We start from the raw sequence: 15,320 nt of genomic DNA, 5'->3' as shown, positions 1-15,320 counted from the left end.
CAGTGCTGACAAGCCACCAAGCTGACAAGCCAACAAGGAGACACCATGGCCAACAACCTCGGCATCATCGACCCGCCCATCGACGAGCTCCTCTCGAAGGTCGACTCGAAGTACGCGCTGGTGATCTTCGCCTCCAAGCGCGCGCGTCAGATCAACGACTACTACGCCGACCTCCACGAGGGCAGCCTGTTCGACAACGTCGGCCCGCTGGTCGACTCGACGATCGACGACAAGCCGCTCTCGGTCGCTCTCCACGAGATCAACGAGGACAAGCTCGTCGCCCAGCCCCTCGCCGAGTAGTCCGGCCCCCTCCGGGTGCGCTCCTCGCAGAAGACCGCTCGGCGGTTGAACGTCGTCGTCGGGATCACCGGCGGCATCGCCGCGTACAAGGCGGTCGGCGTGGTGCGCGCCCTCGTCCTCGAGGGGCACGACGTCCACGTCGTGGCCACCGAGGCCGCGCTTCGCTTCGTCGGGAAGCCGACGCTCGAGGCGATCTCGCGGAACGCCGTGCACACCGAGCTCTACGAGGGCGTCGCCGAGGTCCGCCACGTGGCGATCGGCCAGGCGGCCGATCTCATCGTGATCGCCCCGGCGACGGCGCACACCCTCGCCAAGCTGGCGACGGGTCTCGCCGACGACCTCCTCGGCAACACCGTGCTCGCGAGCACGGCCCCGCTCATCGTCGCCCCGGCGATGCACACCGAGATGTGGGCGAACCCCGCCACCGTCGCGAACGTCGAGACCCTCCGTTCGCGCGGCGTCCATCTCGTCGGCCCCGCCTCGGGTCAGCTGACCGGGTCCGATTCCGGACCGGGGCGGATGGAGGAGCCCGCGACGATCGTCGCCGAGGCCCTCGCCGTCCACCGCCGCGCGGTCGGTGCGAAGCGCGACCTCGAGGGGCTCCGCGTCCTCGTGACCGCCGGCGGCACCCGCGAGCCGCTCGACCCCGTCCGCTTCGTGGGCAACCGCTCGAGCGGTCGCCAGGGCGTCGCCCTCGCCCTCGCCGCCGCGGCCAGGGGAGCGAGCGTCACCGTGCTCGCCGCCAACCTCGACGTCGAGGCGCCCCGCGGGGTCGAGGTCGTCGCCGTCGGCACGGCGCTCGAGCTGCGGGAGGCGGTACTCGCGGCCGCCGCCGACGCGGACATCGTGATCATGGCCGCGGCCGTGGCCGACTACCGTCCCGCCGACGTCTCGGAGTCGAAGATCAAGAAGGAGCAGCAGGGCGATCGTCTCGTCCTCGAACTCGTCAAGAACCCGGACATCCTCGCCGAGATCGCCGCGGCGAAGACGGGGAACCAGCTCGTGGTCGGCTTCGCCGCCGAGACGGAGCCGGATCGCGAGGCGATGCTGGCCCTCGGACGCGCCAAGATCGCCCGCAAGGGCTGCGATCTGCTCGTCCTCAACAGGGTCGGCTGGACCGAGGGTTTCCAGAGCGACAGCAATACCGTCGTGGTCCTCGATCGGGCCGGGGATATAGTGATCGAGGCTTCCGGCACCAAGGCGTCGGTGGCCGACCGCGTCCTCGACGTGGTCGCGCGCTAGCCGACGGCGGCTGCTCTCAGGCGGTCCCGCGCGTGCGCGGACCAGGTCCGAGCGCGGCACCTCCGCCGGTCGGGCGCGGAACACCCCCGAGCCCGGCGATCCGAGTCCGCACGTCGCCGCGCCCCGCTGCCGTCGCCGGTGGACCCCGCTCTCCGTGAGCCGGCCGCGCTCGACGCCCCGGCCACAGCCCCCGGAACGAAATGAGACCCCCCGCATGACCTCCTCCGGACCGCTCCGCCTGTTCACCTCCGAGTCCGTGACCGAGGGGCACCCCGACAAGATCTGCGACCAGATCTCGGACCGCATCCTCGACGCGCTGCTGCGCGAGGACCCCAGGAGCCGCGTCGCCGTCGAGACGCTCGTCACCACCGGCCTCGTGCACGTGGCAGGCGAGGTCTCGACCACCGGCTACGTCGAGATCCCCAAGATCGTGCGCGACACGATCGTCGAGATCGGCTACGACTCCTCCGAGAAGGGCTTCGACGGCCGCTCCTGCGGAGTCTCCGTCTCGATCGGGCAGCAGTCGCCCCAGATCGCCGCCGGTGTCGACACCGCTCTGGAGGTGCGCACCGATGCCGACGACGACGACGCCTTCGACCGGCAGGGTGCCGGCGACCAGGGCCTGATGTTCGGCTTCGCCACCGACGAGACCCCCGAGTACATGCCCCTGCCGAGCTGGCTCTCGCACCGGCTCGCCGAGCGCCTCGCGGCCGTCCGCAAGTCGGGCGAGCTCGACTACCTCCGCCCCGACGGCAAGACCCAGGTCACCGTCGGCTACGACGGCACGACGCCGCGCTCGATCGACACGGTCGTGCTCTCGACGCAGCACGCTGAGCACGTGAGCACCGAGACGATCCACGCCGACATCGAGGCGCACGTGATCCGGCCGGTCCTCGAGACGGTCGACCTCGACTCCTCCGCCGTCCGCCTGCTGATCAACCCGACCGGGCGCTTCGAGATCGGCGGCCCGCAGGGCGACGCCGGGCTCACCGGCCGCAAGATCATCGTCGACACCTACGGTGGAGCGTCGCGGCACGGCGGTGGCGCGTTCTCGGGCAAGGACCCGTCGAAGGTCGACCGCTCGGCGGCCTACGCGATGCGCTGGGTCGCCAAGAACGCCGTCGCGGCGGGCCTCGCCCGGCGCCTCGAGGTGCAGGTCGCCTACGCGATCGGCAAGGCCGCCCCCGTCGGCCTCTACGTCGAGTCGTTCGGCACCGGCACCGTCTCCGACGAGCAGATCACGGAGGCGATCCGCTCCGTCTTCGATCTGCGTCCCGCCGCGATCATCCACGCTCTCGATCTCCTCCGCCCGATCTACTCGCAGACCTCGGTCTACGGGCACTTCGGCCGCGAGCTCCCCGACTTCACCTGGGAGCGCCTCGACCGCGTCGACGACCTCCGCTCCGCCGCGGGTCTCTCGTAGCGGGCGCGGCGCAGGCGGTGGAGCCCTCCTCCGGCGCGTCGGGCGCCGTCGCGCGCGTGCTCCTGGACTCGCCGCTGCCCCAGCTCGACCGGCTCCTGGACTACGCCGTCCCCGAGTCGATGCGGGCCGACGTGCGCCCCGGCGTGCGGGTGCGCGTCCCGCTGCGCACCGGCGGGCGCATCGCCGACGCCTTCGTCGTCGAGGTCGGCGAGGGCTCCGAGCACGTCGGGACCCTCAGCGAGATCGAGGAGCTGGTCTCGCCGGTGGTCGTCCTCACGCCCGAGGTGTGGGCGCTGGCGCGCCGCGTGGCCGACCGGGCCGCCGGAGGGGCGAGCGACGTGCTGCGCCTGGCCGTGCCGCGCCGGCACGTCCGGGTCGAGCGCACGCACCTCGCGGCGGAGCCGGTCGTGGTCCCGGTGCCGGTGGCAGCGGCGTCCGTCGCCGGATACGCCGCCGACGCCTTCGACTCCCTCGCCCTGGGCGGTCGCCTCGCCGTGGGCGCGGTGCCCGCGCCGGTGCAGCTCTCGACGGGCACGTGGGTCGGCGGCTGGGCTCTCACGCTCGCCGAGCTGGCGCGCAACACCGTGGTCTCGGGCGGCGACGCGATCCTGGCGGTGCCGGACTACCGCGACCAGGAGCAGCTCGAGCTCGCGCTCGCGGATCTGCTGCCCGCGGAGCTCGTCCTGCGGCTCGACGCCCGGCAGAAGGGAGCGGAGCGCTACGCCGCGTTCCTCCGGTGCCTCGGTCCGGGGCCGCGGGTGATCGTCGGCAACCGCTCCGTCCTCTACGCGCCCTCGCGGGCTCCGCGTCTGATCGCGCTGTGGGACGACGGCGACCCGCTCTTCGCCGAGCCGCTCGCCCCCTACGCCCACGCCCGTGACGTCGCCCTCGTGCGCCAGGAGCAGAGCGGAGCCGGACTCGCGCTCCTCGGCCACACCCGCACCGTCGAGGTCGAGCGCCTCGTCGAGATCGGCTTCGCGGCCGAGGTCGAGCCGCGCCCGGCGAAGCGGCCGCACGTCGTGCCGACCGCCCAGCAGTCGTCGGCCGACGAGCACGACGCCGCGGCCCGCATCCCGTCGTCGGCCTGGCGGCAGGCGCGCCTCGGACTCGACTCCGGCCCCGTCCTCGTCCAGGTCGCGCGCCCGGGCTACGCGCCCGTCGTCGCCTGCGCCCGCTGCCGCACGGTCGCCCGCTGCAACCGCTGCCAGGGCCCGCTCGCCGTGCACGCCGCAGGCGCCCGACCGAGCTGCGGCTGGTGCGGCCTGATCGCCGCCGAGTGGCGCTGCTCGGTCTGCGAGGCCACCGCACTCCGACTCGTGACCCTCGGCGCCGGTCGGACGGCGGAGGAACTCGGCCGCGCGTTCCCGGGAGCGAAGGTCGTCGTCGCCGACGGCCAGCGCCCGGTCCTGACCCTGCCCGACGAGCCCGCGCTCGTCGTCGCGACGCGGGGGGCCGAGCCCCGGGCGGACGGCGGCTACCACGCCGTCCTCCTCCTCGACGGCGAGCGGATGCTGGCGCGCGAGAGCCTGCGGGTCGCCGACGACGCCCTGCGCACCTGGTCGAACGCCGCCGCCCTGGCCCGGCCCGGCGCCCCGGTCCTGCTCGTCGGAGTCGGCGGACGGATCGCGACCGCCCTCGCCACCTGGCGCCAGGCCGAGTACCTCCGGGCCGAGCTGCTGGAGCGGCGCGCCCTCCGCTTCCCGCCCGCGGTGCGCCTGGCCACCGTCAGCGGCGACGCCCATGCGGTCGAGGAGGCGCTCGACGCGCTGGACGAGAGCGACCGGCACGAGGTCCTCGGCCCGGTCGGCCTGGAGGACGGCTCCGTCCGGGCCATCGTGCGCTTCGACTACGCTCGCGGTGCGGAGGTCGCCGCCCGGCTCCGATCCGCTGTCGTGCGGAACGCCACCCGTCGCCGCCGACCGCCGACCACCCCCGGCCGCTTCCGCCCGGCCCCGAAGCTGCGGGTCCGCCTCGACGATCCCGACATCCTCTAGTCCCACCCGCACCACCGCCACCCAGGAGCCCCTCGTGCGCCTCGTCTTCGCCGGCACCCCGGCCCCCGCCGTCCCGACCCTGCGCGCCCTCGCCGCTTCCGGTCACGAGATCGTGGCCGTCGTCACCCGCGAGGACGCGCCCGTCGGGCGCAAGCGCGTGCTGACGCCCTCGCCCGTGGCGGTCGTCGCGGAGGAGCTCGGCCTCCCCGTGCTGAAGGCGAACCGCCTCGACGAGGCCGTCACCGACCGTCTCGAGGCGCTGGCTCCCGAGCTCGGCGTGATCGTCGCCTACGGCGGGCTCGTCCGCGCCCGGCTGCTCGCCGTGCCGGTGCACGGCTGGATCAACCTGCACTTCTCGCTCCTGCCGCGCTGGCGCGGAGCGGCGCCGGTGCAGCGTGCGCTGATGGCGGGGGAGGAGTCGATCGGCGCGAGCGTGTTCCAGCTGGTCGCGGAGCTCGACGCCGGCGACGTCTACGCCGAGCTGTCCGAGGAGGTGCGCGACCGAACGGCGGGGGAGCTCCTCGAGGTGCTCGCCGACTCCGGCGCCGGGCTGACGGTCGAGGTCGTCGAGGCGATCGCGGCGGGCACCGCACGGGCCGTGCCGCAGTCCGGCGAGGTGACGCTCGCTCCCAAGCTCGACGTGTCGGACGGCCGCCTGGACTGGTCAGCGCCGAGCGCCCGCGTCCTCGCCGTGATCCGCGGCACGACCCCGGAGCCCGGCGCCTCCGCGGCCGTCGGCGACGCGCGGCTGAAGGTGCTCGCCGCCCGCGCCGCCCAGGAGCCGCCGACCCTCGAGCCCGGCCGGGTGCTCGTCGAGCAGGGCCGCGCGCTGGTCGGCACCGGCGACGGAGCCGTCGAGCTCGTGACCGTGCAGCCCGCGGGCAAGAAGCCGATGGCCGCGGCCGACTGGGCCAGGGGACTGCGCGAGAGCACGGTGCTGCGATGAGCGCCCGCCGGGAAGCCGCCCCCGCCCGCCGCGTCGCCTACGACGTGCTGCGCGCCGTCAGCGGATCGGACGCCTACGCCAACCTCGTCCTGCCCGGCCGGATCCGCGCCGCGGAGCTCTCGCCCGCCGACGCGGGCCTCGCGACCGAGCTCTGCTACGGCACTCTGCGGATGTCCGGCTACTACGACCGGGTGATCGTGCTGGCGGCGGGCCGCCCGATCGAGTCCGTCGACGCCCCCGTCCTCGACGCGCTCCGCCTCGGCGTGCACCAGCTGCTCAGCACCCGGGTGGCCCCGCACGCCGCCGTGAACGAGAGCGTCGCGCTCGTGGCCGCCGACGGCTCCCGCGGAGCGGTCGCCTTCGCGAACGCCGTGCTGCGATCGGTCTCGCGGGGCACGTCGGAGGAGTGGCGGGAGCGCGTCTCGACCGCCGCCGTCTCGACCGACGACCGCATCGCCGCGCTGAGCTCCCATCCGCTCTGGATCGTCAAGGCGCTGCGCCGCGCCCTGGCCGCGGAGGGGCGGGCTGAGGAGCTCGACGCGCTCCTCGCGGCCGACAACGCGGCGCCGCGGGTGAACCTCGTCGCGCTCCCGGGTCTCGCCGAGGCGACGGAGCTCCCCGACGCCGAAGCGGACCGCTGGTCGCCGGTCGGCCTCGTCAGCACCGGCGGCGATCCCGAGGCCGTCGACGCCGTGCGCGAGGGGCGCGTGCGGGTGCAGGACGAGGGCTCGCAGCTCGCGGCGCTGGCGCTGTCGCGCGTCCGACCGATCCGCCAGGGGGAGCGCTGGCTCGACCTCTGCGCCGGTCCCGGCGGCAAGGCCGCTCTGCTCGCGGCGGAGGCACGCCTCGGCGGGGCCTCGCTGCTCGCCAACGAGGTCGTGCCCGGCCGGGCCGGCCTCGTCCGGCAGGCCCTCGCCGCGGTCGACCCGGACGTCGAGGTGCGCACGGGCGACGGTCGCGATCTCGGCGCGGAGCAGCCCGGCGCGTTCGACCGGATCCTCCTCGACGCCCCGTGCACCGGCCTCGGAGCCCTGCGCCGGCGACCCGAGGCGCGCTGGCGCAAGACGGCGGCGGACGTCGAGCCGCTCGCCTCCCTGCAGGGGGAGCTCCTCGATTCGGCGCTCCAGGCCCTCGCTCCGGGCGGTGTGCTCGCCTACGTCACGTGCTCGCCGCACCTCGGCGAGACCCGGCGGGTCCTGGCGCTCGCCCAGGAGCGCTACGGCGACGGCCTCGAGCTGATGGACACTCCCGAGGTCCTCCGCGGCGTCACTCTCGACGAGCTCGACCTGCCGGAGGGAGCGCGCCACGTGCAGCTCTGGCCTCACCGGCACGGCACCGACGCCATGTTCATCCAGCTGCTCCGGCGTGCGGAGCCGTCCGAGACGATCTCCTAGGCTGGTCGGCATGCCCGCACGGATCAACCCCAGCATCCTCTCCGCCGACTTCGTCAACTTCGAGGCCGAGCTGCAGCGGATCGCCTCGGCCGACCTCGTGCACGTCGACGTCATGGACAACCACTTCGTGCCGAACCTCACGTTCGGGCTCCCCATGGTGCAGCGCCTCCAGGAGGTCTCGCCGCGGCCTCTCGACGTGCATCTGATGATCGACGACCCGGACCGCTGGGCGCCGGGGTACGCCGAGACGGGGGCGTTCTCGGTCACCTTCCACGCCGAGGCGGCGCGCGACGCCGTGGCACTGGCCCGACGGCTCCGCGACATCGGCTCGCGCGCCGGGATCGCGCTGAAGCCGGGGACGGCGGTCGAGGAGTTCCTCGAGCTGCTGCCCGAGTTCGACCAGGTGCTCGTGATGACGGTCGAGCCCGGCTTCGGCGGGCAGTCCTTCATGGAGGAGACGATGCCCAAGCTGCACGCGCTCCGCCGCGCCGTCCGCGACTCCGGACTCGACGTCTGGCTGCAGGTCGACGGCGGCATCGCCCCGGGCACCATCGAGATCGCCGCCGAGGCGGGCGCCGACACCTTCGTGGCCGGCTCGGCCGTCTTCGGCGCCGACGACCCCGAGAAGGCGATCGCCGCCCTCCGCGACACCGCGTCGTCGATCCTGCACCGCCACTGATCCTGCCCCGGGGCGCCGCGCGTATAGACTTCCCCGGTGAAAACTTTCGACGACCTCTTCGCTGAGCTGGGCGAGAAGGCCGCCGCGCGACCCGAGGGCTCGGGCACGGTCCGCGAGCTCGACGCCGGTGTGCACTTCATCGGCAAGAAGATCGTCGAGGAGGCCGCCGAGGTCTGGATGGCCGCCGAGTACGAGGGCGACGAGCGCACCGCGGAGGAGATCTCGCAGCTGCTCTACCACCTCCAGGTGCTGATGCTGGCGAAGGGCCTGACGACGGCCGACGTCTACCGACATCTGTGAGCCTCCCTCCGATCGCCGGAGTCCGCCGACGCTCCGTCGCCGCGCGCACCCACGCACATCGAGGCGCGTCCGCGACCGCAGCGTCGCCGACGAGACCGCCGCTCACCGAATCACCCTCGAGCTCCAGAGGACGTCCTGCCGTGACCACCACCCCGCCCGCGCTCCTGCGCGTCGCCGTGCCCAACAAGGGCTCGCTCTCCGAGACCGCCGGCCAGATGCTGGCCGAGGCCGGCTACGTCGGCCGCCGCGACCCCAAGGAGCTGCACGTCGTCGACGAGCGCAACGGCGTCGAGTTCTTCTACCTGCGCCCGCGCGACATCGCCACCTACGTCGGCTCCGGCGCCCTCGACGTCGGAGTGACGGGCCGCGACCTGCTCATCGACTCGGGCTCCGAGGCCCGCGAGATCGCGAGCCTGGGCTTCGCGAACTCGACCTTCCGCTTCGCCGGACCCGCGGGCCGCTACACCGAGCTCTCCCAGATCGACGGCCTGCGGGTCGCCACGAGCTACCCCGGCCTCGTCGGCTCCTTCCTCCGCGAGCACGGCGTCGAGGTGTCGCTCATCCGCCTCGACGGAGCGGTCGAGTCGGCGATCCAGCTCGGCGTCGCCGATGTGATCGCCGACGTCGTCGAGACCGGCACCACCCTCCGCAAGGCGGGCCTGGAGATCTTCGGCCCGGTCATCCTCGACTCCACGGCCGTGCTCGTGTCGGCCGCGGGGGAGCCCGAGGGCATCCCCGTCCTGCTCCGCCGCCTGCAGGGCGTCCTGGTCGCCCGCGAGTACGTGCTGCTCGACTACGACTGCCCGGTCGCGCTCCTCGAGCAGGCCACCGCGATCGCTCCCGGCTTCGAGTCGCCGACGGTCTCGCCGCTGCACGACGCCGAGTGGGTCGCCGTCCGCGTCATGGTTCCGCGCGCCGACATGAACCAGGTGATGGACCGCCTCTACGACCTCGGCGCCCGCGCGATCCTGGTCACGTCGATCCACGCCGCGCGCCTCTAGGACGGCAGCGATGAGCCTCGCCGTCCGCGTGATCCCGTGCCTCGACGTCGCCGCCGGGCGCGTCGTCAAGGGCGTCAACTTCCAGAACCTCCGCGACGCCGGCGACCCGGTCGAGCTCGCCCGGCTCTACTTCGAGCAGGGCGCCGACGAGCTGACCTTCCTCGACGTCACCGCGACCGTCGACGACCGCTCCACCACCTACGACGTGGTCCGCGCGACGGCCGAGCAGGTCTTCATCCCGCTGACCGTCGGAGGAGGGGTGCGCGCCGTCGACGACGTCTCGCGCCTGCTCGCCCACGGCGCCGACAAGGTGGGCGTCAACTCCGCCGCCCTCGCCCGCCCGGCGCTCGTCGGTGAGATCGCCGACGTGTTCGGCGCGCAGGTGCTCGTCCTCTCGCTCGACGTCAAGCGGAGCGACGCCACGCCGTCCGGCTTCGTCGTCACGACCCACGGCGGTCGCCGCGAGACCACGGTCGATGCGCTCGCCTGGGCGGCCGAGGCCGTCGAGCGCGGGGCGGGCGAGCTGCTCGTCAACTCGATCGACGCCGACGGCACGAAGCAGGGCTTCGACCTCGAGCTCGTCGCCGCGATGCGCGAGGTGAGCTCGGTCCCGGTCATCGCCTCCGGAGGTGCGGGCGCGGTCGAGCACTTCGCCCCGGCGATCGAGGCGGGCGCCGACGCTGTGCTGGCGGCCTCGGTGTTCCACAACCGCGAGATGACCATCGGCGACGTGAAGCGCGCCCTCGACGGCGCAGGCCTGGAGATCCGACGATGACCGAGACCGAGCTCGACGCCGTCCTCGACCGAGCCTCCTTCGATGCGACCGGGCTGCTGCCCGCGATCATCCAGCAGCACGACACCCGCGAGGTGCTGATGATGGGCTGGATGGACAGGGAGGCCCTGCGCCGCACCCTGACCGAGGGCCGCGTCACCTTCTGGTCGCGCTCCCGGCAGGAGTACTGGCGCAAGGGCGACACCTCCGGGCACGCCCAGTACGTCCGCGGAGCCGCCCTCGACTGCGACGCCGACACCCTCCTGGTGCAGGTGGAGCAGATCGGCGCCGCCTGCCACACCGGCGCGCACTCCTGCTTCGACGTCGACCCGCTCGACCCGGTCGCCTCCGCGGAGGCGTGAGCCGGTGAGCGGGCGCAGGCTCAAGTACTCGGTCATCCTCGGGATCGTCCTGCTCGCGGCGCTGGAGCTGACCTCCTCGACGCAGTCGTGGTTCGCGCTGGAGCTCGCGGACGACTCCGGAGCACTGGACGTCACGGGCACCGTCGCCGCACCTGCGCTCTCGGCTCTCGCGCTCGCGGGACTCGCGCTGGCGGCCGCTCTCGCGATCGCCGGTCCCGCCTTCCGCATCGCGCTCGGACTCCTGCAGGTGCTGCTCGGCGGCTCCGTCGTGCTGGCGTCCGCGACCGCGCTCGGCGACCCGGTGCGCGCGGGCTCCGCCACCGTGACCGAGGCGACCGGCATCGCGGGCGAGCGGTCGGTGGCCGCGCTCGTCGACTCCTCGAGCTCGACCGCCTGGCCCGTCCTCGCCGTGATCGCCGGCGCCCTGACCGCCCTGCTGGGCGTCCTGGTGCTCGCGACGGTCCGCCGCTGGCCGGACGCGCGGAAGAAGAAGCGCGTGTCGCGCTTCGAGCCCGCCGACGGCTACGGGCACGGTGCCTCGAGCGTCGAGACGGACGACGGCACGATCGACCCGGTCGTCTCGTGGGACGAGCTCTCGCGCGGCGACGACCCCACGTCCCGACGCTGACCGGGAGCCCGCGACCCGCCTCCCCGGCGCGGGGGGCCTCGGGCGCGAACCGCTAGACTGCTGTGGTCCCGATGCCCGTCCAGGAGGAGAACCATGAGCACCGAGCACGACGAAGACAGCCACGGCCACTCGCCGGCCGCATGGACGGCCGTCGTCATCATGCTGGTCGGGTTCACCATCGGCACGATCGCCTTCTGGTTCGACGTCCCGCTCGTCGTCTGGCTCTCCGCCGGTCTCGTGATCGTCGGCCTCCTCGTCGGTATGGGCATGGCCAAGGCCGGCTACGGAGTGAACGGCTCCAAGGCCAACCCGAAGGCGCGCGCCTAGGTGCTGACCGATCTGACCGCCGGCGCCCTGGCCGACGCGGCGACGCGCCGCGAGACCGTCCCCCTCGCCGAGGTCGAGCGGCGCGCAGCCCTGCGCGCCCCCGCGATCGACGCGCTGGCGGCGCTGGCCCCCGCCGAGCGCGTCCGCGTCATCGCGGAGGTCAAGCGCTCGAGCCCCTCGCGCGGCGCCCTCGCCGAGATCCCCGACCCCGCCGCCCTCGCCGCGCAGTACGAGCAGGGCGGAGCGAGCGCGATCAGCGTCCTCACCGAGCAGCGCCGATTCAAGGGGTCGCTCGACGACCTCGAGGCGGTGCGCGCCCGGGTGTCGATCCCCGTGCTGCGCAAGGACTTCATCGCCGAGCCCTACCAGGTGCTCGAGGCGCGCGCCGCGGGAGCCGACCTCGTGCTCCTCATCGTCGCCGCCCTCGAGCAGAGCGTGCTGACCGAGCTGCACGCGCTCATCCTCGAGCTCGGCATGACCCCGCTCGTCGAGACCCACTCGGCCGACGAGCTCGAGCGCGCCTCCGACCTCGGCGCCCGCCTCATCGGCGTGAACGCCCGCGACCTGTCCACCTTCCAGCTCGACCGCGACCTCTTCGGCCGCCTCTCCGAGCGCTTCCCCGCCGACGCGGTGAAGGTCGCCGAATCGGCGGTCCTCTCCGCCGACGACGTGGCCCACTACAGGCGCTCCGGCGCCGACGTCGTCCTCGTCGGGGAGGCCCTCGTCACCGGCGGCGACCCCGTTTCCACCCTCGCCAGCTTCCTGGCGCACTGACACCGACTGGCGGTACTGCCATGGCCCTCCGAGACGAACTCGGCCCCTACTTCGGCGACTTCGGCGGTCGCTACGTCCCCGAATCCCTCGTGGAGGCGCTCGACGAGCTGAGCGCCGAGTACGAGCGCACCAAGGTCGACCCGGAGTTCCACGCGGAGCTCATGGAGCTGCACCGCAGCTACACCGGGCGCCCCTCGATCATCACCGAGGTGCCGCGCTTCGCCGCGCACGCGGGCGGTGCGCGCATCATCCTCAAGCGCGAGGACCTGAACCACACCGGCTCGCACAAGATCAACAACGTGCTCGGCCAGGCGCTGCTCACCAAGCGCATCGGCAAGTCGCGCGTCATCGCCGAGACCGGCGCGGGACAGCACGGCGTCGCCACCGCGACCGCCGCGGCCCTCTTCGGCCTCGACTGCGTCGTGTACATGGGCGAGGTCGACACCGAGCGCCAGGCGCTCAACGTCGCCCGCATGCGCCTCCTGGGCGCCGAGGTCGTCTCGGTGAAGACCGGCTCGCGCACCCTCAAGGACGCGATCAACGACGCCATGCGCGACTGGGTGACGAACGTCGAGACGACGAACTACATCTTCGGCACCGTCGCGGGCCCGCACCCGTTCCCGGCGCTCGTGCGCGACTTCCAGAAGATCATCGGCGAGGAGGCGCGCGAGCAGGTCCTCGAGCTGACCGGCTCGCTCCCCACGGCCGTCACCGCCTGCGTCGGCGGCGGCTCCAACGCCATGGGCATCTTCCACGCCTTCCTCGACGACCCCGAGGTCCGCCTCGTCGGCTTCGAGGCCGGGGGCGACGGGATCGACACCCCGCGCCACGCGGCCACGATCAGCAAGGGGCGCCCCGGCGTCCTGCACGGCGCGCGCAGCTTCCTCCTCCAGGACGAGGACGGCCAGACCGTCGAGTCGCACTCGATCTCGGCCGGTCTCGACTACCCGGGCGTGGGCCCGGAGCACGCCTGGCTCGCGAGCATCGGCCGCGCCGACTACCGCGCGGTCACCGACGGTGCCGCGATGGACGCGCTCAAGCTCCTCAGCCGCACCGAGGGCATCATCCCCGCGATCGAGTCCGCGCACGCCCTCGCCGGCACGCTCGAGCTCGGCCGCGAGCTCGGCCCCGAGGCGACGATCCTCGTCAACCTCTCTGGGCGCGGCGACAAGGACATGACGACGGCCGCGCACTACTTCGGCCTGATGGACCAGGGAGCGGTGCAGTCGTGAGCGGAGTGGGACCGAGCGTCGCCGAGACCGTCCGCCGTCGCAACACGGAGGCGGCGGGCGCCCTCATCGGCTACCTCCCGGTCGGCTTCCCCGACCTCGCGACGAGCATCGACGCCGCGGTCGCCATGGCCGAGAACGGCGTCGACGCGATCGAGCTGGGCCTGCCCTACTCCGATCCGGTCATGGACGGCCCCGTGATCCAGGAGGCGACGCAGACCGCGATCGCCGGCGGGTTCAAACTGCGCCACGGCTTCGAGGCCGTGCGCGAGATCCGCGCCCGGGTCGATGTGCCCGTGCTGGTGATGACCTACTACAACCCGGTGCTGCAGTACGGGGTCGAGCGCTTCGCGATCGACCTCGCCGAAGCGGGCGGCTCGGGCCTCATCACCCCCGACCTGATCCCGGACGAGGGCGCCGAGTGGATCGCCGTCTCCGAGCGGCTCGGTCTCGACCGCGTGTTCCTGGCCGCTCCGTCCTCGACCGACGAGCGACTGCGCCAGGCGGTCTCCTCGAGCCGCGGCTTCGTCTACGCGGTGTCCACCATGGGCATCACCGGGGCCCGCACCGACGTCGACACCGCCGCGCGCACGCTCGTCGACCGCCTGCGCAGCGCGGGCTCCGACAGCGCGTGCGTGGGCCTGGGCATCTCGACGGGGGAGCAGGTCGCCGAGATCCTCGCCTACGCCGACGGTGCGATCGTGGGCTCGGCCCTCGTCCGCGCCCTCGCCTCCGGAGGAGTCGACGCGGTGGCCGAGACGGCACGCGGTCTGGCAGCCGGAACGCGTCCGCGCGCCTGACGCCTCCCACTACAATCGGGATGCCCGTCGGGGCGCGACGTCGTCGTGCCCGGGGAGCCCCTCCGTTCGAAAGGTCGACGTACCGGTGTCCGTACCGCTGAGCATTCCGAGCCCGCCCGAGGCGTGGAGTCAGTACGACTTCACGCTCTTCGAGCGGACCTTCTCGATCCACACCTACGCGCTGTGCATCCTCGCCGGCATCGTGGTCGCGACGATCATGACGAACGCGCGCCTCAAGCGCCGCGGCGCCGAGCCGTGGGTCGTGCTCGACATCATCATCTGGGCCGTCCCGCTCGGCATCGTCGGTGCTCGGGTGTACCACGTGCTCACCCACCCCGGCGACTACTTCTTCGAGGGCGCCGATCTGCTGCGCACCCTCTACATCTGGGAGGGCGGCAACGCCATCTTCGGCGGTCTGATCGGAGGCGCGGTCGGCGCCTGGATCGGCTGCCGCTGGACCGGGATCCGCTTCTGGACCTTCGCCGACGCCCTCGCGCCCGGCATGCTCGCCGCGCAGGCCCTCGGCCGCCTGGGCAACTGGTTCAACGTCGAGCTCTACGGACTCCCGACCACCCTGCCGTGGGGGCTCGAGGTCCCGTCCTCGAACCCCGCCTTCCCCGTCGGACTCCCCGCCGACACCCTGTTCCACCCCACCTTCCTGTACGAGATCCTCTGGAACGTCGTCGGCATCGGCGTCATCCTGGTCGCCGAGCGCCGCTTCCGGCTCCAGTGGGGCGACGTCTTCGGCGTGTACCTCGTCTGGTACGGCATCGGCCGCATCTGGTTCGAGTCGATCCGCATCGACCCGAGCGAGGTGCTCCTGGGGCTCCGCACCAACGTGTGGGCCGCCCTGATCGCCGTCGTGATCGGCCTCGCGATCGTCATCGTCCAGGGTCGCGAGCATACCGGCGACGAGCCGTCCCCGTACCGGCCCGGCAAGGAGTGGAAGCCCGAAGCGGCTGGGGTAGAATTCGAGGACGTCGAGTCCGACTCGCACGCACCCACCAGCACTGCTTCCGGCGACGACGCCGACACGAAGACGGTCTCCCGCACCTGACGGAGGCCGCGGAACTCCGCGGCCGCCCGCCCGATGCCCGACAACCGCACGATCGCACTCCACGGCTCAGCCACAAGCGCTGCCGCGTGTCG

The 15,320-nt window shown here is 73.3% G+C and carries 17 protein-coding genes; all 17 read left to right on the top strand.

All coding sequences use genetic code 11. The features are described from left to right. Window positions 1–45: 45 nt before the first annotated feature. The 17 genes from rpoZ to lgt all read left to right on the top strand — a co-directional run bounded on the left by rpoZ (window position 46) and on the right by lgt (window position 15,228). A complete protein-coding gene (gene rpoZ / locus ASF46_RS09190) occupies window positions 46–300 on the top strand; it encodes a DNA-directed RNA polymerase subunit omega (protein WP_055791825.1) in 255 nt (84 codons plus the stop codon). A 45-nt stretch (window positions 301–345) separates the two neighbouring features. Then, on the top strand, window positions 346–1,542 hold the full coding sequence (coaBC, locus tag ASF46_RS09185; RefSeq protein WP_056867532.1) for a bifunctional phosphopantothenoylcysteine decarboxylase/phosphopantothenate--cysteine ligase CoaBC: 1,197 nt from the start codon (window positions 346–348) through the stop codon (window positions 1,540–1,542). Window positions 1,543–1,756: 214 nt separating this feature from the next. Continuing rightward, on the top strand, window positions 1,757–2,965 hold the full coding sequence (metK, locus tag ASF46_RS09180; RefSeq protein WP_056867213.1) for a methionine adenosyltransferase: 1,209 nt from the start codon (window positions 1,757–1,759) through the stop codon (window positions 2,963–2,965). Between the two features lie 17 nt (window positions 2,966–2,982). Then, window positions 2,983–4,959 (top strand): hypothetical protein, encoded by a 1,977-nt coding sequence (locus ASF46_RS09175; RefSeq protein WP_056867212.1) that lies wholly within the window; start codon window positions 2,983–2,985, stop codon window positions 4,957–4,959. A gap of 34 nt (window positions 4,960–4,993) precedes the next feature. Then, window positions 4,994–5,905 (top strand): methionyl-tRNA formyltransferase, encoded by a 912-nt coding sequence (gene fmt / locus ASF46_RS09170; RefSeq protein ID WP_056867211.1) that lies wholly within the window; start codon window positions 4,994–4,996, stop codon window positions 5,903–5,905. Continuing rightward, window positions 5,902–7,299, top strand: a complete 1,398-nt coding sequence (locus tag ASF46_RS09165) for an RsmB/NOP family class I SAM-dependent RNA methyltransferase (protein ID WP_056867210.1) — start codon at window positions 5,902–5,904, stop codon at window positions 7,297–7,299. Before fmt ends, ASF46_RS09165 begins: the two co-directional genes overlap by 4 nt. Window positions 7,300–7,309: 10 nt before the next feature. Then, window positions 7,310–7,978 (top strand): ribulose-phosphate 3-epimerase, encoded by a 669-nt coding sequence (rpe, locus tag ASF46_RS09160; protein WP_056867209.1) that lies wholly within the window; start codon window positions 7,310–7,312, stop codon window positions 7,976–7,978. Window positions 7,979–8,014: 36 nt separating this feature from the next. Beyond that, window positions 8,015–8,278, top strand: coding sequence for a phosphoribosyl-ATP diphosphatase (locus ASF46_RS09155; protein WP_055791842.1), 264 nt, complete (start codon window positions 8,015–8,017; stop codon window positions 8,276–8,278). A gap of 140 nt (window positions 8,279–8,418) precedes the next feature. Further along, window positions 8,419–9,279: an ATP phosphoribosyltransferase gene (gene hisG / locus ASF46_RS09150; protein WP_200919673.1), complete on the top strand. Its 861-nt coding sequence runs from the start codon at window positions 8,419–8,421 to the stop codon at window positions 9,277–9,279. Between the two features lie 10 nt (window positions 9,280–9,289). Beyond that, complete coding sequence (hisF, locus tag ASF46_RS09145) at window positions 9,290–10,054, top strand: imidazole glycerol phosphate synthase subunit HisF (protein WP_056867208.1); 765 nt, start codon at window positions 9,290–9,292, stop codon at window positions 10,052–10,054. Further along, window positions 10,051–10,413: a phosphoribosyl-AMP cyclohydrolase gene (gene hisI / locus ASF46_RS09140; protein ID WP_056867207.1), complete on the top strand. Its 363-nt coding sequence runs from the start codon at window positions 10,051–10,053 to the stop codon at window positions 10,411–10,413. Before hisF ends, hisI begins: the two co-directional genes overlap by 4 nt. 4 nt (window positions 10,414–10,417) lie before the next feature. Further along, the gene (locus tag ASF46_RS09135; RefSeq protein ID WP_056867206.1) at window positions 10,418–11,041 is read left to right on the top strand and encodes a Trp biosynthesis-associated membrane protein; all 624 of its coding nucleotides are present in this window, start codon (window positions 10,418–10,420) and stop codon (window positions 11,039–11,041) included. 93 nt (window positions 11,042–11,134) lie between these two features. Then, window positions 11,135–11,368 carry a DUF6704 family protein gene (locus ASF46_RS09130; protein ID WP_056867205.1) on the top strand — a complete coding sequence of 78 codons (234 nt, stop codon included), beginning with the start codon at window positions 11,135–11,137 and terminating at the stop codon, window positions 11,366–11,368. Next, a complete protein-coding gene (gene trpC, locus ASF46_RS09125) occupies window positions 11,369–12,142 on the top strand; it encodes an indole-3-glycerol phosphate synthase TrpC (RefSeq protein WP_056867204.1) in 774 nt (257 codons plus the stop codon). It abuts the gene before it with no gap. A gap of 20 nt (window positions 12,143–12,162) precedes the next feature. After that, complete coding sequence (gene trpB / locus ASF46_RS09120) at window positions 12,163–13,374, top strand: tryptophan synthase subunit beta (protein WP_055791860.1); 1,212 nt, start codon at window positions 12,163–12,165, stop codon at window positions 13,372–13,374. Beyond that, a complete protein-coding gene (trpA, locus tag ASF46_RS09115) occupies window positions 13,371–14,171 on the top strand; it encodes a tryptophan synthase subunit alpha (protein WP_056867203.1) in 801 nt (266 codons plus the stop codon). The genes trpB and trpA overlap by 4 nt, the downstream gene beginning before the upstream one ends. Before the next feature lie 85 nt (window positions 14,172–14,256). Further along, window positions 14,257–15,228, top strand: a complete 972-nt coding sequence (gene lgt, locus ASF46_RS09110) for a prolipoprotein diacylglyceryl transferase (RefSeq protein ID WP_235576891.1) — start codon at window positions 14,257–14,259, stop codon at window positions 15,226–15,228. Window positions 15,229–15,320 lie beyond the last annotated feature (92 nt).

The sequence above is a fragment of the Rathayibacter sp. Leaf296 genome (genome assembly GCF_001423045.1).
GTDB lineage: Bacteria > Actinomycetota > Actinomycetes > Actinomycetales > Microbacteriaceae > Rathayibacter > Rathayibacter caricis.
Note: the sequence above shows the minus strand (reverse complement) of the source record. Positions and strands in the feature narration are given on the sequence as shown.

What these genes read in the sequence shown, in the direction of transcription:
- rpoZ (WP_055791825.1), top strand. Translation starts at nt 46, where the DNA reads ATGGCCAACAACCTCGGCATCATCGACCCGCCCATCGACGAGCTCCTC.
- metK (WP_056867213.1), top strand. Translation starts at nt 1,757, where the DNA reads ATGACCTCCTCCGGACCGCTCCGCCTGTTCACCTCCGAGTCCGTGACC.
- ASF46_RS09165 (WP_056867210.1), top strand. Translation starts at nt 5,902, where the DNA reads ATGAGCGCCCGCCGGGAAGCCGCCCCCGCCCGCCGCGTCGCCTACGAC.
- rpe (WP_056867209.1), top strand. Translation starts at nt 7,310, where the DNA reads ATGCCCGCACGGATCAACCCCAGCATCCTCTCCGCCGACTTCGTCAAC.
- hisF (WP_056867208.1), top strand. Translation starts at nt 9,290, where the DNA reads ATGAGCCTCGCCGTCCGCGTGATCCCGTGCCTCGACGTCGCCGCCGGG.
- hisI (WP_056867207.1), top strand. Translation starts at nt 10,051, where the DNA reads ATGACCGAGACCGAGCTCGACGCCGTCCTCGACCGAGCCTCCTTCGAT.
- ASF46_RS09130 (WP_056867205.1), top strand. Translation starts at nt 11,135, where the DNA reads ATGAGCACCGAGCACGACGAAGACAGCCACGGCCACTCGCCGGCCGCA.
- trpB (WP_055791860.1), top strand. Translation starts at nt 12,163, where the DNA reads ATGGCCCTCCGAGACGAACTCGGCCCCTACTTCGGCGACTTCGGCGGT.